Source organism: Kordia sp., assembly GCF_050633145.1.
In the GTDB taxonomy this organism is placed as follows: domain Bacteria; phylum Bacteroidota; class Bacteroidia; order Flavobacteriales; family Flavobacteriaceae; genus Kordia.
Window position 1 is genome coordinate 20,236 of sequence record NZ_JBOEFY010000063.1, and the last position, 23,535, is coordinate 43,770.

19 protein-coding genes are annotated in these 23,535 nt (G+C 33.1%); 5 read left to right on the forward strand and 14 right to left on the reverse strand.

The window, feature by feature from the left end:
• Window positions 1-25 precede the first annotated feature (25 nt).
• Window positions 26-1,312: a sterol desaturase family protein gene (locus ACRBBL_RS23275; protein WP_431371501.1), complete on the reverse strand. Its 1,287-nt coding sequence runs from the start codon at window positions 1,310-1,312 to the stop codon at window positions 26-28.
• A gap of 240 nt (window positions 1,313-1,552) precedes the next feature.
• On the opposite strand from ACRBBL_RS23275, the gene ACRBBL_RS23280 reads away from it, so the two are divergent.
• Complete coding sequence (locus ACRBBL_RS23280) at window positions 1,553-2,359, forward strand: hypothetical protein (RefSeq protein ID WP_431371502.1); 807 nt, start codon at window positions 1,553-1,555, stop codon at window positions 2,357-2,359.
• Window positions 2,360-2,420: 61 nt separating this feature from the next.
• On the opposite strand, the gene ACRBBL_RS23285 is transcribed toward ACRBBL_RS23280, so the two are convergent.
• The 3 genes from ACRBBL_RS23285 to ACRBBL_RS23295 form a co-directional block, all read right to left on the reverse strand.
• Window positions 2,421-3,503 carry a hypothetical protein gene (locus tag ACRBBL_RS23285; protein WP_431371503.1) on the reverse strand — a complete coding sequence of 361 codons (1,083 nt, stop codon included), beginning with the start codon at window positions 3,501-3,503 and terminating at the stop codon, window positions 2,421-2,423.
• A gap of 121 nt (window positions 3,504-3,624) precedes the next feature.
• Complete coding sequence (locus tag ACRBBL_RS23290) at window positions 3,625-4,086, reverse strand: hypothetical protein (protein ID WP_431371504.1); 462 nt, start codon at window positions 4,084-4,086, stop codon at window positions 3,625-3,627.
• A 51-nt stretch (window positions 4,087-4,137) separates the two neighbouring features.
• Complete coding sequence (locus ACRBBL_RS23295; RefSeq protein ID WP_431371505.1) at window positions 4,138-4,899, reverse strand: DUF4272 domain-containing protein; 762 nt, start codon at window positions 4,897-4,899, stop codon at window positions 4,138-4,140.
• 344 nt (window positions 4,900-5,243) lie between these two features.
• Between ACRBBL_RS23295 and ACRBBL_RS23300 the strand changes: the two genes are divergently transcribed.
• The gene (locus tag ACRBBL_RS23300) at window positions 5,244-6,296 is read left to right on the forward strand and encodes a T9SS type A sorting domain-containing protein (protein WP_431371506.1); all 1,053 of its coding nucleotides are present in this window, start codon (window positions 5,244-5,246) and stop codon (window positions 6,294-6,296) included.
• Window positions 6,297-6,417: 121 nt separating this feature from the next.
• Here the strand turns inward: ACRBBL_RS23300 and secA are convergent, their stop codons facing one another.
• The 10 genes from secA to ACRBBL_RS23350 form a co-directional block, all read right to left on the reverse strand.
• Complete coding sequence (secA, locus tag ACRBBL_RS23305) at window positions 6,418-9,786, reverse strand: preprotein translocase subunit SecA (protein ID WP_431371507.1); 3,369 nt, start codon at window positions 9,784-9,786, stop codon at window positions 6,418-6,420.
• A gap of 73 nt (window positions 9,787-9,859) precedes the next feature.
• Complete coding sequence (locus ACRBBL_RS23310) at window positions 9,860-10,081, reverse strand: DUF2795 domain-containing protein (protein WP_405302582.1); 222 nt, start codon at window positions 10,079-10,081, stop codon at window positions 9,860-9,862.
• 130 nt (window positions 10,082-10,211) lie between these two features.
• Window positions 10,212-10,787 (reverse strand): cob(I)yrinic acid a,c-diamide adenosyltransferase, encoded by a 576-nt coding sequence (locus ACRBBL_RS23315; protein WP_431371508.1) that lies wholly within the window; start codon window positions 10,785-10,787, stop codon window positions 10,212-10,214.
• Window positions 10,788-10,890: 103 nt separating this feature from the next.
• Entirely contained in the window at window positions 10,891-11,085 is a 195-nt protein-coding gene (locus ACRBBL_RS23320; RefSeq protein ID WP_431371509.1) for a hypothetical protein, read from the reverse strand.
• A gap of 113 nt (window positions 11,086-11,198) precedes the next feature.
• Window positions 11,199-11,354, reverse strand: a complete 156-nt coding sequence (locus ACRBBL_RS23325; protein WP_431371510.1) for a hypothetical protein — start codon at window positions 11,352-11,354, stop codon at window positions 11,199-11,201.
• A complete protein-coding gene (locus ACRBBL_RS23330) occupies window positions 11,355-12,173 on the reverse strand; it encodes a class I SAM-dependent methyltransferase (RefSeq protein WP_431371511.1) in 819 nt (272 codons plus the stop codon).
• Between the two features lie 216 nt (window positions 12,174-12,389).
• On the reverse strand, window positions 12,390-13,688 hold the full coding sequence (locus tag ACRBBL_RS23335) for a M1 family metallopeptidase (protein WP_431371512.1): 1,299 nt from the start codon (window positions 13,686-13,688) through the stop codon (window positions 12,390-12,392).
• 37 nt (window positions 13,689-13,725) lie between these two features.
• The gene (locus ACRBBL_RS23340; RefSeq protein ID WP_431371513.1) at window positions 13,726-15,576 is read right to left on the reverse strand and encodes a hypothetical protein; all 1,851 of its coding nucleotides are present in this window, start codon (window positions 15,574-15,576) and stop codon (window positions 13,726-13,728) included.
• Window positions 15,577-15,580: 4 nt separating this feature from the next.
• The gene (locus ACRBBL_RS23345; protein WP_431371514.1) at window positions 15,581-16,345 is read right to left on the reverse strand and encodes an O-methyltransferase; all 765 of its coding nucleotides are present in this window, start codon (window positions 16,343-16,345) and stop codon (window positions 15,581-15,583) included.
• Between the two features lie 12 nt (window positions 16,346-16,357).
• Complete coding sequence (locus ACRBBL_RS23350; protein WP_431371515.1) at window positions 16,358-18,217, reverse strand: ABC-F family ATP-binding cassette domain-containing protein; 1,860 nt, start codon at window positions 18,215-18,217, stop codon at window positions 16,358-16,360.
• A 110-nt stretch (window positions 18,218-18,327) separates the two neighbouring features.
• Between ACRBBL_RS23350 and ACRBBL_RS23355 the strand changes: the two genes are divergently transcribed.
• From ACRBBL_RS23355 to ACRBBL_RS23365, 3 genes are read left to right on the forward strand one after another with little or no spacing between them, the layout of a single operon-like run.
• The gene (locus tag ACRBBL_RS23355; protein WP_431371516.1) at window positions 18,328-19,128 is read left to right on the forward strand and encodes a polysaccharide biosynthesis/export family protein; all 801 of its coding nucleotides are present in this window, start codon (window positions 18,328-18,330) and stop codon (window positions 19,126-19,128) included.
• 4 nt (window positions 19,129-19,132) lie between these two features.
• Entirely contained in the window at window positions 19,133-21,586 is a 2,454-nt protein-coding gene (locus ACRBBL_RS23360; protein WP_431371517.1) for a polysaccharide biosynthesis tyrosine autokinase, read from the forward strand.
• Between the two features lie 54 nt (window positions 21,587-21,640).
• Window positions 21,641-23,500: a carbamoyltransferase family protein gene (locus ACRBBL_RS23365; RefSeq protein ID WP_431371518.1), complete on the forward strand. Its 1,860-nt coding sequence runs from the start codon at window positions 21,641-21,643 to the stop codon at window positions 23,498-23,500.
• Window positions 23,501-23,535 lie beyond the last annotated feature (35 nt).

Below are 23,535 nucleotides of genomic sequence, written 5' to 3' on the forward strand. Positions count from 1 at the left end.
ACTGTTTTTACAAATCCTCTTTATATTAAATTGTTGTAACTGTCTCTGAAGAAACCCACATTTTTTCAGCATATGAAAAGTAAATAGTCATCAAAAAACTGATGATGAAATATGCTGTCATGAACATGCTTCCATATTGAAAATATGAATTAATTCCGTACCAATCGTTAAAAGTGAAAATTACATAAAAACCTAAAATTACTTTCACAGCTTCAAATACAATAGTGTATTTATAGTTGTCTAACAGACTAGTGTAACTGTAAATTCCAACAAATACAATACCTCCGTATAATACTAACATGCTATAACCACTAGTTTGCAAGATGTTTCCAAAATTATAGAATAAGAAAAGCATTAAAAGAATCGTAATAACAAGTTGAATTGCCGACCAGACTTGCAATGAAACAGAAGTTGCAGTATTGTATTTCTCAACCGAATAGACGTTTTCTATAATTTTGATAGGATATTTTTCTTTTACATCTTCAGGACGCCAACCTGTAGGCATAAACCAAATCCGTAGTTTATCAAAATAATTATTAGTACGCCATGCATCTTTAATTAATCGCCATAAATGCTGAAAGTTTATCAATACAGGATTCCACGTAGCGGCAGGTTTTAAAACACCATATACAGGTGGAACTTCCTCTAGTTCTTCTTGAAAAGTTCCAAAAATTCGATCCCAAACACAAAAAATAGCAGCTAAATTCTTATCAATATATTCTGGGTTAATCGCGTGATGCACTCTGTGTTGTGATGGAGTTACAATGATATATTCCAAGAATCCAAGCTTCCCAATATGTTTTGTATGATACCAAAACTGAGCAAACAAATGGATAGGCGTCAAAATTGCGATGGCTTTATACGGAACACCAATTATTGCTGCAGGAATTAGTAATAAAGGAAAATAACCTAATAAGTTTGAAATAGATTGTCGCAATGCACAAGCCAAATTAAATTCTTCACTGCTATGATGAATTACATGTTGATTCCAAAAGAAATTGATTTTATGACTCAAGCGATGATTCCAATAACTTGCAAAATCAATAATAATAAAGGCTAGGAGGTAGGCATACCAAGTTTCAGAAATTGTATACACTGCTAAATATTCTAGTAAGAACGGATAGGAAATTAAAATAACTGCTAAACCTAACGAATCTTTAATAATACTTGTTAAGCCTGAACTGATACTAGAAATTGTATCATTTACCGTATGTGTTTGATTCTTGACAAAATACCCATAAGCAATTTCAGTAATTACTAAAATGGTAAAGAAAGGAATTGCATAAAGTAGGGCGTTGGCGTAGGCTTCCATAGAATTTACAATTTTTTCTAAAATTAAGATTTTTTTTCAAACTATTATGCATGCATTGCAATTTTGATAAATGATTTGATTATCGATTGAAATGAACACTTACTGAATTGAACTACTCTGCTAATTGATTGCATCTTTTACGCATGACAAATCGCCTTTAGTTTTGAATCAAATAACTAATACAGGCGATATCCCGAAAAGCCTACTAATGAATAGAGTACGGAAAAAATAGATAACGAAATGATTCAAATTATCAATAAAATTGAAAGCCTTAATTTTTACTATATCATACTATGTAGTATTTTAATTTTTACTTCCTGTAAATCAGATGGTATCAAAAAGACAACCGACGTAATTAAAGATACGCCAGTAGTAAACTTAGCAGCAAAAGATTCTTGCTGTGATATAAAATATCCAGCTTTACAGGCAGAAGTAAGCGGAATTGATTTATTTCAAAAACAATTTCAAATAATCTCCTTTAGAGATCCTGCAACAGGAAACTTTAAGTATAAATTACAGCATTCACCTTCTCAAAACTATGAACGTGTTTCTCAAGGCTATATAAATTATGTAAATGCGCTGTATCCTTGTGTTACAGAAACTGGAAGTACGTGGCGATTATCGAAAGGGAATTTTGGACCAGGACATACAACACGACAAGTTACCAGACCAAATTGGGTTGGTTTCACTTCAGGATCACTAACATCAACGATGACTGTAAATGATCCTAGCAATTTTTGGAGAGATTATTTTGAACCGCCAATAACGGTAAATGCATCAGCTACTCCAACAGTTAATGGAGGATTGCATGCAAATGAAATTTATGCTATTGAATATGGCTTTTGGATTGTAGATACTAACTGTAATTTTACACAAGAAGAAAAAGACTGTATGGGATATCATACTTGGGTAAATATTCGAATTCAAGGAAGTTCAGGACCATTAGCTAGGTCGAAAGGAAAAGATAAAGCTATCGTGAAAGTAGATTTTCTTGATGAGAAGGGAAATATTATAGAAAATAGAGAAATGAAAGTAATTAAAAAATAAGAATGTATTCTGAAAGTTTTAAAGATCAATACAACCTCAATTTTTATTTAGATTGAGGTTTTTACGTGTCTTCTAGTTGATAAATACAAACAGATGTATCATTTGTTTTTACAAACAAATTTAAACCTGGATCATATGTATCAGGCTTTAATTTTTCATCTCTAAGTAAAATTTCTCCATCCAATGACAATACGATTACACCTTCTATATCAGAAAGAAAAATAATAGAATTTAGTGCTTTATTAAAATGCATTTCTCCATGTACAATATTGATTCCAGCAACTTTAATTTTTCGCTCTATTTCTGATTTTTTATCTTCAATCTTGTAAAAATGTATTTCTTGCGGAGAATCTTTAGTGGCATCTTCATCATATTCTTCAATTGGGTTGTAGGCAACTGCAATGGTTTGGTTATCAATCCAACAAACTGCTCTATCGTTGTGTTCCCAACCACCAATAGTAATGTCAGCTATTCTATTGTTTTCTATAAAATGTTCCACTTCATACGCATTATAGGCGTCAAATGAACCCCAAACCCAACCTGCGCTCAAAAAATGTTTATTAGTAGGCGACATTTTTAGCTTACCAAAGAAATAGTTATACGGAGTTGGCCAAGGAAGTTTAGTATCTTCTTTATAGTTCTTACAAAACTCTAAATGCTTTTCTTCTGCATTTTCTTCAATTAAAGATTTTGATGCAGTGAGTATTTGTCGCGAATCTAAATTCATTATTTGAAGGTGATTCCATGCGTGACTATATATCAAATGTGGTATACCTACTTTATTTTTAAATAGAGCAATAGGATAACATGAAGTATTTGCATAATAATCATCTCTCCACAAATGCAGCTTTTTATAATTATTTGGATAGTGAACAAATCCATGTAATTTATAATCATTCACAATCACCACAATAGTATCTAATGTGTAAATGGTAGATTTTGCATTGATATCAAAACCTCCATCTTTATAAGCAAGGCTACTTTTTACAGAAAATAAATGTTCAGATTTTTGCTCGTCGATGGTATGACGAATTACATCTCCCGAACTTATTAGCATAGTCAGATCATTAGAAGTAGATAGAGAAGCAGTGATAATACGTTCTTCAGTATCAAATGTAATGTTATGAATTTCTGTAATCTTCATTTAGAACGAGTATTTATTTAGAGATATAAAATTTTTTATACGTATCCTATCTTACATATTTTACTCCGCTACTTTTGTAGCACTTATGTATCAAAATCAACGGTTACCATTGTTGGTAATGTTATTTATTATTTGTTGGTGTAAATTCATAAGAGATTTCTTTAACGGTTCCATCATTAAATGTAACTTCAAAAAGTAATTTGTTGTTATCAAGAATTTTACCGCTGTATTTATCAATTTTTGCTCCTTCTAATCTCTTATCTTCAGATTTATCATTTGTTACAATAAAAGTAATATTGGCATCATTAATTTTATATGTTCCTTTTCTTTCAAAACGACCATTTTTTCCAAACCATTTGGACACCTCTTCAGGAGCAAACGCATTGACAGTTTGAGTATAAACGGTTCCGTCCTCATAAAATCTTATATAAGTAAAAATGTCCATATTATTATTTGGTATTTTTATAACACCAGTTTTAGCAAAATATAGACCATCCAAACGAGGTTTCTTTTCACCTTGAGCAAATGCTGTTACGGAAGTTAGTATTAGGACTGTAATGAAAACCAATATATTCTTTTTCATATTTTATTTTTAAAGTGAGTTAACGTTCGGTATAAACTTAAAAACATAAATCTAAGTACTTAAATCTGTATCATCCCATTCGACACCATTAGATAGCATCCAAGTGAGTGAATGTCTGCGTTCGTGAATAACGCCACCATTTCCAATAGGATCAAAACCATCTGGAACAGTATCTTTGCCCATTTGTGCACTTCGTACAGCATTGTGTAAGCAGTAAAATAAATCTTCTTTTTGAATAAGCATTTCTTCTGAGATTGTTTTTTGTTCTTTAAGCCATTCTTCAATAGTATCCTCAAAAGAGCAAGTATAATCTTTCAAAATAACTTGCATGAGTTCTCCAGACATCATTTCTCCAGTAATTTCAGGCGCTTCAAAACCAAAGTACCATGCCAATGGCCAAGCATTTTCAAATTTCCAACCTATACTGTTTCTCAAGTTTTCATCTGTTCTTGAGGAATTAAGAATTGTATGTTCAGATTCAGACATTACATCTCTAAGTTCATTTTGTTGAATAAAGTTTAGGATTTTCTCATCCGATAAATTTTCTTCTGGAATCATAAGCCAAAGAACTAACATTTTGATTGCATGTAATCTTTTAGCAATTTCAATTGAAGGACGCAATTCTCTTCCTAATTCAGTTGGTAAACTTCTTGCAGGTGTAAATCCAGCTTCAAGACATATAGATATTGTTTGAAGTCGTGACTCAGTCATCCAAGGTATTTTGTCATAGGATACCTGTTCCGTATCATTATTAGTTTCAGATTCTTGGGATTTATTATCTTTTCCTCCAAATAATTTTTTAAAAAAACTCATATAGTATTGTGGTGTTTTTAGTTATTTCAAAAAGGTTGTAGCACCTTATCTTTCTAGTAGTTATTTTATGAAAGTTTTGTTTAAAAATACTGTTTTCTTCTCCAAAGTCAAAGTCATCAAAAAGATTTAATATTGTTTTTACTGCTAAATTATAACCAAAATAACACATCAATTGTCATTCTGTAATTTATCATTGAATTTACGTATGTTGTTTAAATACTTTATTTTTAAGTGTTTATAGGTAATATTAACTACAATTCACGGAATTACAATACACTTTACTATTATCAGAAAGATTCATTTGCTATTTTCGTATTGATAAAAATCATATTAAAAACGAGTTCATGAAAAAAACGGTTATACTAATTCTTTTTTTAATACTAAGCACGAATATTTTTTCTCAAACAACGGATGTATTAACAGGATTAACCCAACCAATTTCTCTTACTTTTAAAGGCAACATACTATATTATGCTGAATACAATGGAGGAAATGGAAAAATTTCAATGATAAATGTAAATACTCCAATTGTACCAATTGAAGTAATTCAGAATACAGATTGGTCTATAGGTCTAATTTTTAATGGAGGTGATTTATATTTTGGACAAATTATTGATAATAACCTCTCTAAAATAGATATTAATAATATTCCTTCTGGAGTAACTGAAATTATATCTGGCATTCGACCTTATGACTTTGCGTTAGATGGGAATATGTTATACATTTCTGCTTATGTCGAAAATAAAATTTTTAAAATTGATATTTCATCTTCAAATCCTACACTAATTGAGGTTGTTGGAGGATTATCTACACCTTACGGTATCGCTTTGCATAATGACGAATTGTATATTTCTGAATATGATGGTAACAGAGTTAGTAAAATAAATATCACTGAATCTAACCCTACAGTTCAAGAAGTTGTAACTAATGTAATGGGACCATCAGGATTATGTTTTGCAGGAAATATACTTTTTATTGCAGAAGCAGAAGGTAATAAAGTTTCTCATATCAATGTTTTAGCTAATCAAAGTTCAGTGACTGAAACAGTATCCAATCTTTCTGAACCTAGTGGTTTGGCAATTTATAATGATGAATTGTATATAACTGAGTATACTGGAAATAAGATTTCTAAAATAGGCATATCATCGATACTTTCCACGAGCGAAGTAACAGTACAAAATGATCGAATTAACTTATTCCCAAACCCAGCAGTAAACTTTATAACTATTGATGGATTAATAAAGCTAAAAGAGTATAAAATATTTACAGTTACTGGAATGAAGGTGTATGATGGACTTTTGAATGCTAGTAAAACAATAGATGTAAGTATGTTATCTTCTGGAATATATGTACTATCTCTTGAAAATGGTATACGTTTGAAATTTATCAAAAAATAGTAAGTATAACAGTCATAGTTGCAAAAACAAAAAAACTCTCATGGAAACATGAGAGTTTTTTTAAATTTATATGTAACACACTAAGCGATGTCGAAGTGTGCTGTAATTGAGTTTATCGAAATTATTCTTCAACCAAAACCCACTGTCCTTTAGAAATCAAAGGTTCAGCTTGTTTATACTTTACTGTTTTGTTTTCGCCAGTCATTACATTTTTAATTGTAACACGATCATTACGACCAATTTTTGGCTTGTCGCGAACAATTGTTTCTGTTACTTGCGGACGTTGTCCTTGTGATTGTTGCATAGCCGCACGTTGCGCAGCTTCTTTTTCATCACTGTTTAATACTTCTTCTTTAGAAGTTGTATAGTTGTCCTTTTTACGTCGCTGTTCACGAGCTTCCTGAACTTTATTCGGATTATTATCTGCTAATTCTCCTTTGAATAAGAATGATAAAATTTCACGGTTTACTTTATCAATAACGTCTTTAAATAATTCAAAAGCTTCAAACTTATAAATCAATAATGGATCTTTTTGTTCGTGAACGGCCAACTGAACCGATTGTTTCAATTCATCCATCTTACGCAAGTGCGTTTTCCATGCATCATCAATAATAGCTAAGGAAATGTTCTTTTCAAAATCATTTACCATTTGCTTTCCTTTTGAATCATACGCTTCTTTTAAGTCACTGATAACGTTCAATTCTTTCGTTCCATCTGTAAACTTAACAACAATACGTTCGTATTTATTCTCAGGGTTTTCATATACATCTTTGACAACTGGATATACCATTTCGGCATTAATCGCCATTTTCTCATTGTAGCTGCTAAAAGCTGCAGTGTATACTTTTCCAATAATTTCTTCTTCGGTCATTGAACCAAATTGCTCTTCAGATATCGGACTAGCGATAGAGAAGTAGCGAATCAATTCAAATTCAAAGTTTTTAAAGTCATTAGCGGCCTTATTTGTTTGCGTAATGATTTCGGTAGTATCATATACCATATTCGAAATATCTACCTTTAAACGCTCTCCGTGCAATGCGTGTCTACGACGTTTGTAAACTACCTCACGTTGTGCATTCATCACATCATCATACTCTAACAAACGTTTACGAATTCCGAAGTTATTTTCTTCTACTTTTTTCTGAGCACGTTCAATAGACTTGGTCATCATAGAATGCTGAATTACTTCACCTTCTTTTAATCCCATTCTATCCATCATCTTAGCAACTCTATCCGAACCAAATAAACGCATTAGGTTATCTTCTAAAGAAACATAGAATTGTGAACTTCCTGGATCTCCTTGACGACCTGAACGACCACGTAACTGTCTATCTACACGACGAGAATCGTGACGTTCTGTACCAATAATGGCCAAACCACCAGCAGCTTTTACTTCCTCACTTAACTTAATATCCGTTCCACGACCTGCCATGTTTGTTGCAATGGTAACTTGTCCAGGAATACCTGCTTCTGCTACAATGTCTGCTTCTCGTTGGTGTAATTTTGCGTTTAATACATTGTGAGGAACTTTACGAATAGAAAGCATTCTTCCTAACAATTCTGAAATCTCAACCGAAGTAGTACCAATCAATACAGGTCTTCCTTGTTTCGACAATTCAGTTACCTCATCAATAATAGCATTGTACTTTTCACGCTTCGTTTTGTAGATTAAATCTTCTTTATCCTTACGTGCAATTGGTCTGTTTGTTGGAATTTCAATAACATCCAATTTATAGATTTCCCATAATTCTCCTGCTTCTGTAACCGCCGTACCTGTCATTCCAGATAGTTTACGGTACATTCTAAAGTAGTTCTGTAATGTTACTGTAGCAAAAGTTTGTGTAGCATCTTCAATCTTTACATTTTCTTTGGCTTCAATCGCTTGGTGTAATCCGTCAGAATAACGACGTCCATCCATAATACGACCAGTTTGTTCATCTACAATTTTCACTTTATTGTCCATTACTACATACTCAACATCTTTTTCAAAAAGTGTATATGCTTTTAGTAACTGACTTAGGGTGTGAATACGCTCACTTTTTACTTGAAATTCACTAAATAATTGTTCTTTTAGTTGAACCTCTTTGTCTTTATCAAATCCTTCTGCTTCAATTTTGGCGATTTCTCCACCAATATCTGGCATTACAAAGAAATCTTTATCGTTGCTTCCGCCAGATAAATATTCAATTCCTTTGTCTGTTAAATCAATTTGATTGTTCTTTTCTTCAATCACGAATAATAATTCTGCATCAACTTTGTGCATTTCGCGATTGTTGTCTTGCATGTAGAAGTTCTCTGTTTTTTGAAGTAATAATTTAATTCCTTCTTGACTTAAGAACTTGATCAATGCTTTATTTTTTGGCAAACCTCTGAAAACTCTTAATAATAAGAATCCACCTTCTTTGGTTTCACCTTCTTTGATCATTTTTTTAGCTTCTGCTAAAACACCTGTTAAATACTGACGTTGTTTGCTAACGATATCAGATATTTTTGGTTTTAACTCATTGAATTCATGCAAATCTCCTTGCGGAATTGGTCCAGAAATAATCAATGGTGTACGCGCATCATCAACCAATACAGAATCGACCTCATCGACAATAGCGTAGTTGTGTGGACGTTGCACTAAATCATTTGGCGAATGCGACATGTTATCACGCAAGTAATCAAAACCAAATTCATTATTCGTTCCATAAGTAATATCAGCAGCGTATGCTTTTCTTCTTGCTTCCGAATTTGGTTGATGGTAATCAATACAATCAATCGTTAATCCATGAAACTGGAAAATAGGAGCCATCCACGCGCTATCACGTTTTGCTAAGTAATCATTCACTGTTACTAAGTGAACACCTTTTCCAGGTAAAGCATTTAAGTATACAGAAAGTGTTGCAACCAATGTTTTTCCTTCTCCTGTTTGCATCTCAGCAATTTTCCCTTGATGCATGGTAATACCACCAATTAACTGTACGTCATAGTGAACCATGTCCCAAGTAACCTGCTTTCCAGCAGCATCCCAAGAGTTTTGCCAAATAGCATTGTCGCCATCTAACGTAACATAGTCATGCGCTCCAGACAGTTCTCTATCATACGGAGTTGCAGTAACATTTAATTCTGTATTATTTGTAAAACGTTTTGCTGTCTCTTTTACAACAGCAAAAGCTTCAGGTAAGATTTCAAATAAAACGGCTTCAGAAACCTCGTATTCTTCGTCTCTTAACTTATCAATTTCTTGATAAATATCTTCTTTACGTTCAATGTCTGAAATTGTATCAGCTTCTTTTTGTAACGCAGTAATTTTATCATTTACTTCTTTGCACGCTTCAGCAATGCGCGACTTAAATTGTGTTGTCTTTGCTCTCAACTCATCAAGTGACAACTGTGATAGTTGCTGCTCGTGTTCCTTTATTTTGGTAACAATAGGCTGGATGATTTTAATGTCTTTCTTGGATTTATCTCCAACAAACATTTTCAACACAGAATTTAAAAAACTCATGGTTATGTGGTTTTATATTAAACCAAAAAAAAAGCCTCATTAATGGAGACTTTTTTCCTTGCTTAAATTTGTTTTAGTATTCATCTTCGTTCCAGAGGTAATCGTCCTCTGTTGGGTAATCAGGCCAAATTTCTTCAATAGATTCATATGAATCTCCTTCATCTTCGATTGATTGCAAGTTCTCTACAACTTCTAACGGAGCTCCGGTTCTAATTGCGTAATCGATCAACTCGTCTTTTGTAGCTGGCCAAGGCGCATCACTTAAATGAGATGCAAGTTCTAATGTCCAATACATATTCTTTAGATATATTAATTTTTGCAAAAATAAATTTTTAAATGAAAAAGTCAAGTAAAAAAATCATTATTTACACATTATTTTTAAGAACGTTTTTTTTTAAATGTATATTATTCTAATTATTAGCGACTTACGAATTCTTTTTAGGAATCCATTTTATTTCGTTCGCTTGTAAGTCAAACGACAACTTTCGTGCCAACACAAAAAGGTAGTCAGAAAGTCGGTTTAAGTATTTTAAAGTATGTTCATCAAAAGGAGTTATTTCGTAAAGAGCTGATGCTAAGCGCTCTGCTCTTCTACAAACACAACGGGCAATGTGACAGAATGACACAGTTTGATGTCCGCCAGGCAATACAAAATGCGTCATTGGTGGCAAAGCATCATTCATGGTGTCCATTTCTCTTTCTAAAACTGCAATGTTTGCTTCTGAGATTCTAGGAATGTTTAAACGGTCTTTTCCGTTTTTTAAAGTTGCCTTTTCTGGATCTGTAGCTAAAACGGCACCAACCGTAAATAGCAAATCTTGAATTTCCATCAATACATTTTGATAATGTGTATTGATTTCCTGATCGCGAATTAATCCAATGTATGAATTGAGTTCGTCAACAGTTCCGTAACTATCAATACGGATATGGTGTTTAGGGACACGTGTACCGCCAAATAGGGCAGTAGTTCCTTTGTCTCCTGTCTTTGTATAAATTTTCATCTTTTCTTTTTCCTTTTTGGGTAAGCTCTTTTAGTTTCTTTTTGTTCTCTGATATGCATAAATATAAAGAACAGCAAAGACAACGATACCAATTAAAATTATTCTAACGCTCATCTTTTATATCTTTTTCGTTCTTGTAATCAGTCAATTTTTTTGATTCTTTGTTACAATCACTTTTAATTATATACTTGGTATCTTCTTTTAATTGCTCTTTGGCAACCTTTCTAGGAATATAAATGAGCCAATGAACAACAAGTACGGCGATTCCTAGAAAAATATAAAATGCTTCAGTTGTCATTTTTCTTTTCTTTTTCCTCTTTAGTATAATAATCAGTTATCTTTTTTCCTATTTTTTTATTGGATAAAAACACAAAGAAAAACCCGATACTTATAGCAACAGGAAGCAACCAACTATTCATTTTCTGGATCTTTTTTCTCTAAATAATCTTTCATAAATGCACGATCTTTACGACTGTTAGTTCGTTTTTTATTTTTTCGTGTGTTTATGAATAATAGCGGTGCCAATACACCAACAATAACTACGATAACAATTAATTCAGTACTCATCTATTTGCTATTTTGTTCCATCAACATTGTTAAATGCATGCATTTGTATAAGTGACGATCGCTTGTTTGCGATTGTTCCCAGTCTTTTTTATGCAATTTTTTGATGTAATTTAATTTTTTAGTCGAACTCATTGGAAGCAAATTGAGGAAAAAAGCCCATTTAGAACTTCCCAAAATTGCTCTGCGTTCTACTACTTTAAACTCTTTATGAAAACGTTGAACGGTTTTCTTTGTAAATGGCCATTCCCAATCAGCATCCGATTGAAAAGGTCTGTACATACCACGAATAATGCGTAATGGTAAACTTGTTTTTAATGGATCATAGGAAATCAGTTTTCCGTCATCCGCTAGTTTTTCTTTGAGTTTCCCAAACAACAAATCTAAACTTTCAAAATGATGCAATACACCATACGCGTATATTACATCAAAGTCAGTTTCGGTAAATTCAGGCGATAAAAAGTCAATTGCTTCTGCTTTCGCGTTCGGCAAATCTTTTAAACGTTCGTTTAGCTGTCCGATAGCTTTATCGCTCAAATCGACTCCTAAATAGCTTTTAGCATTTTCTGCTAAATACAAACTCAAGTGATTTCCTGCATAACAGCCTAAATCTAGAACTTTCTTATCGGACAAATCACCCAACCAAGTTCTATGCTTTTCATACACTTGTTCATTGATTTGCAGCTCTTTTCTAAAATCAGACAACAATTTATTACGCATAAAAGACCAAAGCTTTGTAGCAACATTCTTCTTTTTTACATTGTAGAATTCCTTCTGCTTTTTGTTGGTTTCTAAGACTTCTTGTAAACGTGTATCACTCACTTTAATAGGGTTTTGAGGCTAAATATATAAATTACTACGAATTTACTTTATTTCTACTGAATAATTGTAATTTTTTCTTTTGAAAATACATTGTGTTTTGTTTTGTGTGAATTGAAAATTCGAGTTGACTTTCAGGAATGTATTTAGTTTTAGAAATGCGAATACTAGTTTCAAACTCCTGTCATACTTCAAAATAAAGCTATTGAATAATTACATTCAGTAAACCCATTTTTTAAAGAAATAATCTAATGATTTTTTTGAAGACTTTTCCATTGCTAATTGAAAATCTTTTGTAGTTACTGATTTTCCATAATAAGTTTGTGTATAATATTTAATTCCGCCCCAAAACGCCTCTTCACCAAGCTCTTGCCTTAATAAATGTAAAACATAAGCGCCTTTAAAATACACTAAATTTCTATCATCTCCTGATGGATTTGACCACCTTTTAAACACTAAAGGTTTATCTCTTCCTTTTGATTTTATTCTTTCATAAACTCTTTTGTATGAATTTATATTTGCTTGATACTTTTCTGCTCCAAACTTGTATTCATTGTAAGCAGCGGACATAAATGTTGCAAAACCTTCATTCAACCAAAGGTGATTCCAGTTTTTACAGGTAACCATATTGCCCCACCATTGATGTGCTAATTCATGCGATATTAAGTTTGTTTCTGTACTGTCCTTTAAAACTAAATTCCCGTATAATTCTTTTAATACGGCAAATCCTGACATTTCTTGATACTGATTGCCAATTAAGATTTGAGAGTATGCTTCCTGCGGAAAAGGAATTCCTGTCTTTTCTTTAAAAAACATCATCATATTTTCTGTGTATTGGAAAATCTGATGAAGCTCTTTCTTTGTATATTCTTCTGAAAAATACTTTAAAACGATTCCATTATGGTCTTTTTCTAAGGTATTAAAATTGCCAATCGCAAATCCGTAGGTGTATGCAGGAGTTTCATAATCTTGACTCCATGAATACCTAACCTTATCTCCAATTTGAGTTGTACTTTTTAAATTACCACTTGCAACACTTAATACTTCTTTTGGAACTAATAAATCAAGTTTTAATGTCGCTCTATCATTTGGAGCCATATTACATATCATCCAGTCACTCGTAAAATAAGCTGTGTATAGTTTTTGAGAATTGTTTATGAATACCAACCCTTTCTTTGGACTTCCTTTATAATATAGCTTTAGTTCATAAATGTTGTTTTCATTTGGAACTAATGAAATGGTTGTTTTTTGTCCTTTCTGAGTGAATTTTTTAGCTTGCTTTCCTTCTAATTTGGTAACGATTAATTCTCCTGAATCAAATACTACTTTTTCCGTTTGTGCTGCTGTTTTGAATTTGATGGATACGCTGCCTTCTATTGTATTCTTAGAAAAGAATGGCTCTAGATTTACATGATATTCTAAAACATCTAATTCACTTGATTTTAAAGATTGCGCTTCTATAGTAAAACTACAGAAATAGCTTAAAGAAAGTAGTAGCAATAGTTTTTTCAACTTCATTCGATAGTTTTGTTTTTTATGAAATTACACAAAAAAGCTATTGAATAATAAAAATCGGCTTTACAATTGCATTATCTATAAAGTATTGTTGAATTTCCTCACTGTGCTTTTCCTTAATGATAATCATATCGTATGGATTGAGCTTTTCCTTAATCGCATCAATAGTATTGGAAGTTGTGAGCGACTTGAATGTCATCGGTTCACTGTTTGTTTGAATCGGTAACAACTCGTATTTTAAGTGATACTGTGTAATATCTTCAATATTGTCATACGTCATAAACGCTATGTTTTGAACGTTTTCATTCTGAATAAACGAATCAAACTGAGTTCCTATGCGCAATCTGTTTTCTACACTTGTAATTGGAGCTGAACTTGTCAAATTTGAAAAGAAAGATCGCGGAAGTACTAGCATAAAGAATACGAATATTGCAATGCTGTAATAGGTGTATTTTTTGTTGGATTGATAAATTAAAATGCTAAGAAAGAAAAAGAACGCCAAAAGTAAACTTCCCATATAGCGATAGTAACTTGCCAATTCGCCAGCTTCTTTCTGTGTAATTTCATAAAAGACAAACGCATAAATGAATAGCAACAGAATAGCATAACCAACAATTGCTAAAAACATCGTACTAGCTAAGATTGCAAAACTATATTTTTGAGGAAAATACGATAGCAATTGCTTTCGATGATAGAGTGCGATGCTGATTAACAGTAGTATAATAACCAATGCACTAATTTTTATGTTTGATGCATCTTGCAGAAACGACAAGTTGATTCCTGTATATTTTTTAATATCTTTTTGAAGCGTAGCAGGCTTTAAAATGGCACTTCCAATTTCTTGTCCGCCAAAGAAAAAAGCATCTACAAACGAATCACGAATTGGATAATAATGATCGGGCGGATTCATGATATTATCAAACGTAATCTGTGAGGTCGTTTTGGAAATTGGTTGTGTATTTTTAATAGAAATAAAGACTTTCCAGCTTCCAAAGCAGCTTAAAACAATCAAACCAGCCAATACAAGTGGTTTTACTTTTTGTAAAAATTGCTCACGAATGTTACTCGTAAAAAGATAATTTACACCAACAATGCCTAAACCAATCACGCTGAATAAAATTCCAATCGGTTTTGTTAATGTCAACGCAGCTAGTGGAATTGCTGCAAATAGCAATGCTTTGTTTTTATCTTTCAACAGAAAATACAATGCCAATCCAACGCCTAAAAGCATCGCGATAAAGTTATCAGCATACAAGAAGTAAATCGGCGTACACAATACTTGATATGCAACAAAAAGTAAAATGCAAGTCAATATAAGGTTCACGTAATTTCGTTTTCGTTGATAGCAAATCATCGGAATAAACGCTAATGAAAAAACGACATGCGCAGAAATACTGATGCCTTCATGTAAATTGCCCGAAATTGTTTTGTTGAAATAGTACTGAATCAACGTGGTAATTCGCGGATATTCTGGGAAATCAGCAAAGTTTAAACCGTACATTTCGTTGGTTACTACTAATTCTTTCAATGCAACTGCCCAAAAGCTAAATTCATCCCAAGCGGAAAAATAGGAACTTCCGTAAAGCAAAAAACTTAGTCCGAATAGTACAATGAAAATTCGCAATGGAAATTCAATTAAAACTTCGGTGCTATCACTTTTAAAGTGTTTGTAAGTATAATATCCAAAACTTACCAAACCGAGCGCATACAACAGATACGATACAATTTGCAAAATGTTGAACATAAGTGCAATTGTCAGTAAAGTTCCAATGCTACAAAATGTCAAAATAGGAGAGAAGCCAGCATAAATGTTGAATTTACGCTGTACAAAAATCATGCTTCCCAAAAGAGAAACTAATACGAGTATGGATTTAATGATGAGTGCGAACATACAATTACAAACGTACAATAAAATGTTCTTTTACTTGCTCTTTGCGGAAAAATACAAATCCCCAAAAGAACGTATCGACAGTTACAGTAACTTTCGGATGCTCTTTAATCGTTACCCAAGCTTCGGTCATGTCTTTGCTCCAATGGATATCGTCAAAAATAAAAACAGTATCGTTATGAGCAGTACTGAGTAATGTTTCAAAATACTGCAACGTCGCTTCTTTTTGGTGATTTCCATCAAAATAGACTAAATCATAGTTGTGTTCAGCTGCTTTTAGTAAGGATTTAGAAAATTCTTCTACATGAATAGAAACAGTATTAAAGTTGTATTTTTTGAATTGTTTTTGTGCGATTTGAGCCGTTTCAGGACAACCTTCCAATGTTAATACTTCGTCTGCTTCTTTCATGGCAATAGTGCCAATTCCTAATGAAGTTCCTAGTTCCAAACATTTTTTTATGTCTAAATATGGAATCAATCGCGCTAAGAGTTGTGCACGTTTTTTAGTAATTCCAGCATTTTTTGCAATGGCGGAAACTTTTCGCTTGTTGGATGAAAATACTCTGCTGCCTGCACCAAAATCTTTTACCTCAATAATGGAATGATTGTTAAGTAACTCCATCCTGTATTGATCAATAAATGGATATTCATGAAATTTCTTTTTGTTATAAAAACACTTCGTAATCAAGTCATACACAAACGGCGAATGTACACCATGTTGATTGCTTGATGTTGCTAAAAATCGAAAATAGGCAAAGATTTGATACCACATAATTAACCTTTATTAACCTTCCATTTTTGCAGCCAACTCAAACCAGCGTTCGGTTTTGTCTTCCGAATCTTTAATGATTTTCTGCAATTCCATTGATTTCTCCTGAATTTCTTCTTGAGACAATTCGCCAGAAACAAATTCTGCTTCAATCTTCTCTTTATCTTCTTCCAAACGCTGAATGTCTTTTTCCAAACGTTTGTATTCTTTCTGTTCGTTATGCGTTAAATTTTGTGTTGTATCATCTTGTCGCCACGACTTCTTTTCTTTCTTTTCAGTAGACTTTTCAGGAGCTACACTATCTTCATATACTCTAAAATCTGAGTAATTTCCAGGGAAATCTTCAATGACACCATTTCCTCTAAATATAAATAAGTGATCTACAATTTTATCCATGAAATACCTGTCGTGAGATACCACTAACAAACAACCAGGGAAATCAAGTAAAAAGCTTTCTAATACGTTCAATGTCACGATATCTAAATCGTTTGTTGGCTCATCAAGAATTAAAAAATTAGGATTCTGAATCAAAACAGTACACAAATACAGACGTTTCAATTCGCCACCAGACAATTTCTCTACAAAATCATACTGACGTTTTCTATCAAACATAAAGCGTTCTAGCAACTGTGCAGCCGAAATTAAACGCCCTTTTTTTAATGGAATATATTCTCCAAACTCTTTAATGACATCAATTACTTTTTGCCCTTCTTTCGGATTGATTCCACTTTGTGTATAATATCCAAATTTAATAGTTTCTCCAACAATTACTTTCCCTGAATCTGGTTTTAAATTCCCTGTAATCATATTCAAAAACGTAGACTTTCCTGTTCCGTTTTTTCCAATGATACCAACGCGTTCGCCCTTTTTGAAGACATATTCGTATTTGTCTAGTAAAACTTTATCTTGAAACGACTTCGAAATGTTATGCAACTCCAGAATTTTACTTCCAACACGTTCCATGTTAATTTCCAATTGTACTTCATGTTCATTACGACGTTTGTGTGCTCTTTCTTTGATGTCGTAAAAATCATCGATACGTGACTTTGATTTTGTCGTTCGTGCTTTGGGCTGACGACGCATCCAATCGAGTTCCTTTTTATATAAGTTTTTTGCTTTTTCAACCGAAGCTTGCTCAGACTGAATTCGTGCTTCTTTTTTATCTAAGTAATAGGAATAGCTTCCTTTGTAACTGTATAATTGTCCGTTTTCTAATTCTACGATTTCATTGCAAACTCGTTCCAAGAAATAACGGTCGTGCGTTACCATAAAAAGGGTAATGCTTTCTTTTTTGAAAAACTCTTCTAGCCATTCAATCATTTCCAAATCGAGATGATTCGTTGGCTCATCCAAGACTAATAAATCGGGTTTATTGATTAAAACAGTTGCTAAACCTAATCGTTTCTTTTGTCCACCAGATAAATTGCTGACTTTTTGCGTTAAATCTTCAAGCTTAAGCTTAAATAGAATTTGTTTGTATTGCGTCTCAAAATCCCATGCATTGTGCAAATCCATCTTGTCAAATGCATTTTGGTACGCTTCTGAATCATCAGGATTCAGCAAAGCACGTTCATAATTTGCAATAACATCTAAAATTGGATTATCAGAAGCAAAAATGGTTTCTTCTATCGTAAGCGTTGGATCTAAATCTTCTTTTTGAGATAAAAACGCCATGTGAATTCCTTTTCGCATCACAATTTGCCCACTATCGGCTTCTGCATTTCCTGTGATAATATTTAACAGGGAAGTTTTTCCAGTACCATTTTTGGCAACGAACGCTATTTTTTGATCTTTATTGATTCCAAAAGAGATATTGTTAAACAAAACGCGTTCACCAAATGACTTTGAGATATTTTCGACGGATAAATAATTCACTTTGTTGATTTTTTTACAAATTAAAAATAAAAAGATCAGATATGTTGCATAGAATTTTATTATTACTGCGTAAAACTTATATTTGCTTGTTAAACAACAGCACATAATTAATGAATTTGAAAGCCCCAATATCAATTCTAATCATTTTCTTCTTGTTAGCATCTTGTGTTACTAATAAGGATCTCACGTATTTTGGAGAGAAAGAAGGTGATAAAGAGCTTATTGAGCAGTCTATAAAATTAAACTCAAAACCATACAGAGTTCAAATTGGCGACTTGTTATCGATCAGTATTAAATCTACAGACGCAAAATTGGTGGCAATGTTTCAACCAGTAGCAGCAGAAAATGCAGCAGGTTTACAATCGGAGCAAAGTTTATACTACAATGGTTTTACAGTAAGTAATCACGGAAATATTGAAATTCCAATTCTTGGGAAGCTAAATGTGTTGGCGTATACACTTGACGAAATAGAAGGAGAAATCAAAAAGAAATTACTAGAAGAATATTTTAATAAAGCAGAAGATTTATTTATTGTGGTAAAATTAGCAGGTTTGCGTTTTACCGTAACAGGAGAAGTTTCAAGTACTGGAATTTATACTTTATATCAAGATCGTGTCAATATTATAGAAGCGTTGGCAAGTGCAGGAGATATTACTACAGTAGGAAACAGAAAAGATGTTTTAATTATTCGTCAATATCCGCAAGGACAAAAAATTCATCATATCGATTTAACAAGTATTGAGGCTTTCAACTCTCCGTACTATTATATTCAGCCAAACGATATGGTATATGTAAAGCCGCTTAAACAAAAGTCGTTAGGAACAGGAACTACCTTGATACAATCAATTACAACTGTGGTTACAGTATTGTCATTAATAACAAGTGTATTAGTATTGTCTAGAAATCTATAGGAACATGGAAGAAGAGTTTGACGAATTAAAATCACAAAATTCTTTTGATATCAAAGCACTCGCATTTCGAGCGCTCAATTACTGGTATCTGTTTGTGATTACTTTAGGAATTGCTTTTGTAGTTACGTATTTCTACAACAAACAACTCGAACGTATTTATAGTATTGAAAGTTTAATTTCTATCAAAGAAGAGCAAAATCCGTTCTTTTCTTCAAGCATGAATCTTACGTTCAATTGGGGAGGCGCAAGCGATAAGGTAGAAACTACAAAAACAACATTAAAATCCAGAGTACATAACGAAAGTGTAGTGCGTTTGCTGCAATCATACATTCATTACAAAAAAGATGGATTGTATCGTTTGGTCGATATTCATACCGATGCACCTTTTATTGTAAGTTTAGATGAAACAATTCCGCAGCTTACGGATACGCCTATAAAAATTGTATTTAAAGACGAGCAAAATTACACCGTAAGTATTGATTTTTCTGAAGAAAGAGTATACAGAGGATTAAATTACAAAGAAAACAAAGCTTCTAGTTTTTCGCCAGATGGAACAGCATATTCTAATGACTTTGTAATGAATGCTGAAGCGAAATCGCCATATTTCAAATTTGCATTGACATCACGAAGAGATACACAAATTAAAATTGGAGAACCTTATTATATTTACTTAACGAGTTTAAATTCTGAAATTTCTAAATATCGTTCTATTAGCGTAGGACTAAAAGTGCAAGGAGCTTCAATGTTGGTGTTGAGTCTAACAGGACCAAATAGAGCAATTTTGGCAGATTATTTAAATGTCACAACAGAAATCTTAAAAGAAAAGAACCTCGAAGAAAAGAACCAATTTGCTACAAATACAATCACTTTTATTGATAAAATGATTATTGGTGTAGAGGATTCATTACGAAAAGACGAGCAAAAGCTAAAAGAATACAAACAGGATAACAAAGTATTTAATCCATCTTTAAAAGGAGAAGAAGTATTTGCCAAACTAAATCAATACAGTATTGAGAAGAATGGCTATATGCTTAAACTTGAATACTACAAACTCTTAGAGGATTACCTAACAAATAGTACAGACTTTAGATCGTTGCCTGCGCCAGCTTCTTCAGGAATTGATGATGCAAATATCGTAAACAATGTATCTACAATTGTTGGCTTATCAATACGAAGAGCTAAACTAGGTGAAACGGTTAAAAATGATATTTTCTTTAAAGAAATAGATCAAGATATTGAAGCAACCAAGCGTGTATTGCTTGAAAATGTAAAAACAGCACGATCGTCTACAGATATTGATATTGCTAATGTTAAAAGCAGAACGGCAAGAGCCAATGCAGAATTTAGAAAATTACCAGAAGAAGAACAGCAATTGTTCAATATAGAACGTAGCTACAAAATAAGTGAAGCGTCGTATACACTATTATTAGAGAAGAAAAATGAAGCAGGAATTGTAAAAGCAGCAAATGTTTCAGATGTAAAAGTAATTGACAGTGCTAAAGATTTGGGACAAGGTTCTATCTTACCAAACACAAGAAAAAACTATTCGATTGCTTTATTCATAGGTTTATTACTTCCATTAGGATTTGTGTTTTTGGTAACGATATTGGACAATAATATCAATACGCCAGATGACATTAAAAAATTATCAAACATTCCTATTTTAGGAATTGTGAGTAGAAGTAGAGCAAATAATAATTTAGTTGTATTTGAAAGCCCAAAATCGTCTGTAGCAGAATCATTCAGAGGAATTCGATCGAGTCTGCAATACATCTATAAAAACCTAGATAAAGATAAAACCAAAACGGTCATGATTACTTCTTCGGTCAGTGGAGAAGGAAAAACATTCTGTTCTATCAATGTAGCTTCTGTATTCTCATTAACAGGGAAAAAGACGGTTTTAGTTGGTTTGGATTTGCGTAAACCTAAAATTTTCGGTGATTTCGGAATTACCAATGAAGTTGGAGTTGTAAATTATCTCATCGGACAAAAAGAGCTCGATGAAGTCATTCAAAGTACAAAATACAATAACTTAGATGTGATTACTTCGGGACCAATTCCGCCAAATCCATCCGAATTATTAATCAGTCAACAATTAGAAGAATTTATAGCAGAATTAAAGCAACGCTATGATTATATCATATTAGATACGCCACCATTAGGATTGGTATCTGATGCGCTCGATTTAGTAAATCATGCAGACGCAACAATATATATGGTTCGACAAGACTATTCAAAGAAAGGCATGTTGAATATCATAAATGAAAAGTATAAAAAGGGAGAAGTCAAAAACATAAGTTTCGTATTCAATGATTATCGCCAAAAAGCCAAATACGGTTACGGCTATGGTTACGGTTATGGATACGGCTATGGTTACGGAAGTTATGGAAATGGATACCATGAAGAAGAAAAACGATCACTGTTATCACGACTCACAAAACCTTTTAAAAGAAGATAAAACTAACAATCCCCAAATAATGAAATGCTTTTAAAGTGTTTCAATAAAGCGATTATGACGATATTAGGAATATCCGCATTTTACCATGATTCTGCGGCAGCAATTGTTCAAGATGGCAAAGTAGTAGCTGCAGCGCAAGAAGAACGTTTTACACGTAAAAAGCACGATCCTGCATTTCCTACAAATGCAGTAAAATACTGTTTGGAACATGTCGGAAAAACAATAGATCAACTAGATGCAGTTGTTTTTTACGACAAACCATTATTAAAGTTTGAACGTTTATTAGAAACCTATTATGGCTTTTCGCCGAAAGGTGTCGCTTCTTTCATAACTGCAATTCCGGTTTGGTTGAAAGAAAAAATGTTCTTAAAAAAGTTGATTAAGGATGAATTAAAAGAAATTCAACCATTCAACAAAAAAACACTAAAACTATTGTTCCCCGAACATCACCTGTCGCATGCTGCAAGTGCCTTTTATCCGTCGCCGTATCAAAAAGCAGCGATTCTAACCTTAGATGGTGTAGGTGAATGGGCAACAGCATCCATAAGTTTGGGAGATGGAAAAGATATTACGATGTTGAAAGAACTGCAATTTCCACACTCTGTCGGATTGTTGTATTCAGCATTTACCTATTTCTTAGGATTCAAAGTGAACTCAGGAGAATACAAACTCATGGGATTGGCACCGTACGGAAACCCAAATTCGGAACGTACAGAAAAATTCAAGGAAATCATCAAAACGAAACTCATCAAAATAAACGATGATGGTTCTATTTGGTTAGATCAGAAATACTTTAACTATGCGGTTGGTTTGCGCATGGTATATGATAAAAAGTGGGAAGAATTATTCGGTTTTCCTAGAAGAACATCCGAATCTGAATTTGAACAACATCATTCCGATTTAGGATTGGCAATTCAAGAAGTAACGGAAGAAATCATCATCAAACTAGCCAAACACGCCAAAGAAATTACAGGCGCAGACTATTTATGTATGGCTGGTGGAGTTGCATTAAACTGTGTAGCGAACGGAAAACTACAGAATGAAAACATCTTCGAAGAAATATTCATTCAACCAGCAGCAGGAGATGCTGGCGGATCGTTAGGAGCTGCATTAACTGCATATTACACCTATTTTGAGCAAGAACGTCTAGTTGAACCAAACGATGCAATGAGCGGTTCGTATTTAGGACCTGAATTCTCAGACTTAGATGTAGAGAAAATCAATAGGAAATACAGTGCGAAAGCAACGTACTTCTCAGATTTCAATAAACTAACAAAAGAAGTCGCAACCTACATATCAGAAGGAAATGCAATTGGTTGGATGCAAGGTCGTATGGAATTTGGTCCGCGAGCTCTAGGACGCAGAAGTATCTTAGGTGATGCGCGAAATCCTGAAATGCAGAAAAAACTCAACCTAAAAATAAAATACAGAGAATCGTTTCGACCGTTTGCACCATCAGTGTTATCGGAAGATGTAAACGAGTTTTTTGATTACGAAGGTATTTCACCATACATGTTATTGGTACATAAAGTACATCCGAAAATAAAACATGAAATCCCTGTAAACTATCACGAATTACCAATTCGCGAAAAACTATATGTGCAACGTTCGTCATTGCCAGCAATTACGCATATTGACTTTTCTGGAAGAATTCAAACAGTACACAAAGACACCAATTCAGAATATTGGGAACTCATCAATGAATTCAAGAAAATTACAGGTGTTGGAGTTGTGGTAAATACAAGTTTCAATGTACGTGGAGAACCGATTGTATGTACACCAAATGATGCGTATCGCTGTTTTATGCGTACAGAAATGGACTATTTGGTCATTGGAAATTACGTGTACAAAAAAGAAGATCAACCGAGTTGGCAAGATACGGACGACTGGAAAGAAGAATTTTTATTAGATTAGTGACCTGTGTGGAAAACAATTAAATATAACCTCAT

What these genes read in the sequence shown, in the direction of transcription:
- ACRBBL_RS23275 (WP_431371501.1), bottom strand. Translation starts at nt 1,312, where the DNA reads ATGGAAGCCTACGCCAACGCCCTACTTTATGCAATTCCTTTCTTTACC.
- ACRBBL_RS23280 (WP_431371502.1), top strand. Translation starts at nt 1,553, where the DNA reads ATGATTCAAATTATCAATAAAATTGAAAGCCTTAATTTTTACTATATC.
- ACRBBL_RS23285 (WP_431371503.1), bottom strand. Translation starts at nt 3,503, where the DNA reads ATGAAGATTACAGAAATTCATAACATTACATTTGATACTGAAGAACGT.
- ACRBBL_RS23290 (WP_431371504.1), bottom strand. Translation starts at nt 4,086, where the DNA reads ATGAAAAAGAATATATTGGTTTTCATTACAGTCCTAATACTAACTTCC.
- ACRBBL_RS23295 (WP_431371505.1), bottom strand. Translation starts at nt 4,899, where the DNA reads ATGAGTTTTTTTAAAAAATTATTTGGAGGAAAAGATAATAAATCCCAA.
- ACRBBL_RS23300 (WP_431371506.1), top strand. Translation starts at nt 5,244, where the DNA reads ATGAAAAAAACGGTTATACTAATTCTTTTTTTAATACTAAGCACGAAT.
- secA (WP_431371507.1), bottom strand. Translation starts at nt 9,786, where the DNA reads ATGAGTTTTTTAAATTCTGTGTTGAAAATGTTTGTTGGAGATAAATCC.
- ACRBBL_RS23310 (WP_405302582.1), bottom strand. Translation starts at nt 10,081, where the DNA reads ATGTATTGGACATTAGAACTTGCATCTCATTTAAGTGATGCGCCTTGG.
- ACRBBL_RS23315 (WP_431371508.1), bottom strand. Translation starts at nt 10,787, where the DNA reads ATGAAAATTTATACAAAGACAGGAGACAAAGGAACTACTGCCCTATTT.
- ACRBBL_RS23320 (WP_431371509.1), bottom strand. Translation starts at nt 11,085, where the DNA reads ATGACAACTGAAGCATTTTATATTTTTCTAGGAATCGCCGTACTTGTT.
- ACRBBL_RS23325 (WP_431371510.1), bottom strand. Translation starts at nt 11,354, where the DNA reads ATGAGTACTGAATTAATTGTTATCGTAGTTATTGTTGGTGTATTGGCA.
- ACRBBL_RS23335 (WP_431371512.1), bottom strand. Translation starts at nt 13,688, where the DNA reads ATGAAGTTGAAAAAACTATTGCTACTACTTTCTTTAAGCTATTTCTGT.
- ACRBBL_RS23340 (WP_431371513.1), bottom strand. Translation starts at nt 15,576, where the DNA reads ATGTTCGCACTCATCATTAAATCCATACTCGTATTAGTTTCTCTTTTG.
- ACRBBL_RS23345 (WP_431371514.1), bottom strand. Translation starts at nt 16,345, where the DNA reads ATGTGGTATCAAATCTTTGCCTATTTTCGATTTTTAGCAACATCAAGC.
- ACRBBL_RS23355 (WP_431371516.1), top strand. Translation starts at nt 18,328, where the DNA reads ATGAATTTGAAAGCCCCAATATCAATTCTAATCATTTTCTTCTTGTTA.
- ACRBBL_RS23360 (WP_431371517.1), top strand. Translation starts at nt 19,133, where the DNA reads ATGGAAGAAGAGTTTGACGAATTAAAATCACAAAATTCTTTTGATATC.
- ACRBBL_RS23365 (WP_431371518.1), top strand. Translation starts at nt 21,641, where the DNA reads ATGACGATATTAGGAATATCCGCATTTTACCATGATTCTGCGGCAGCA.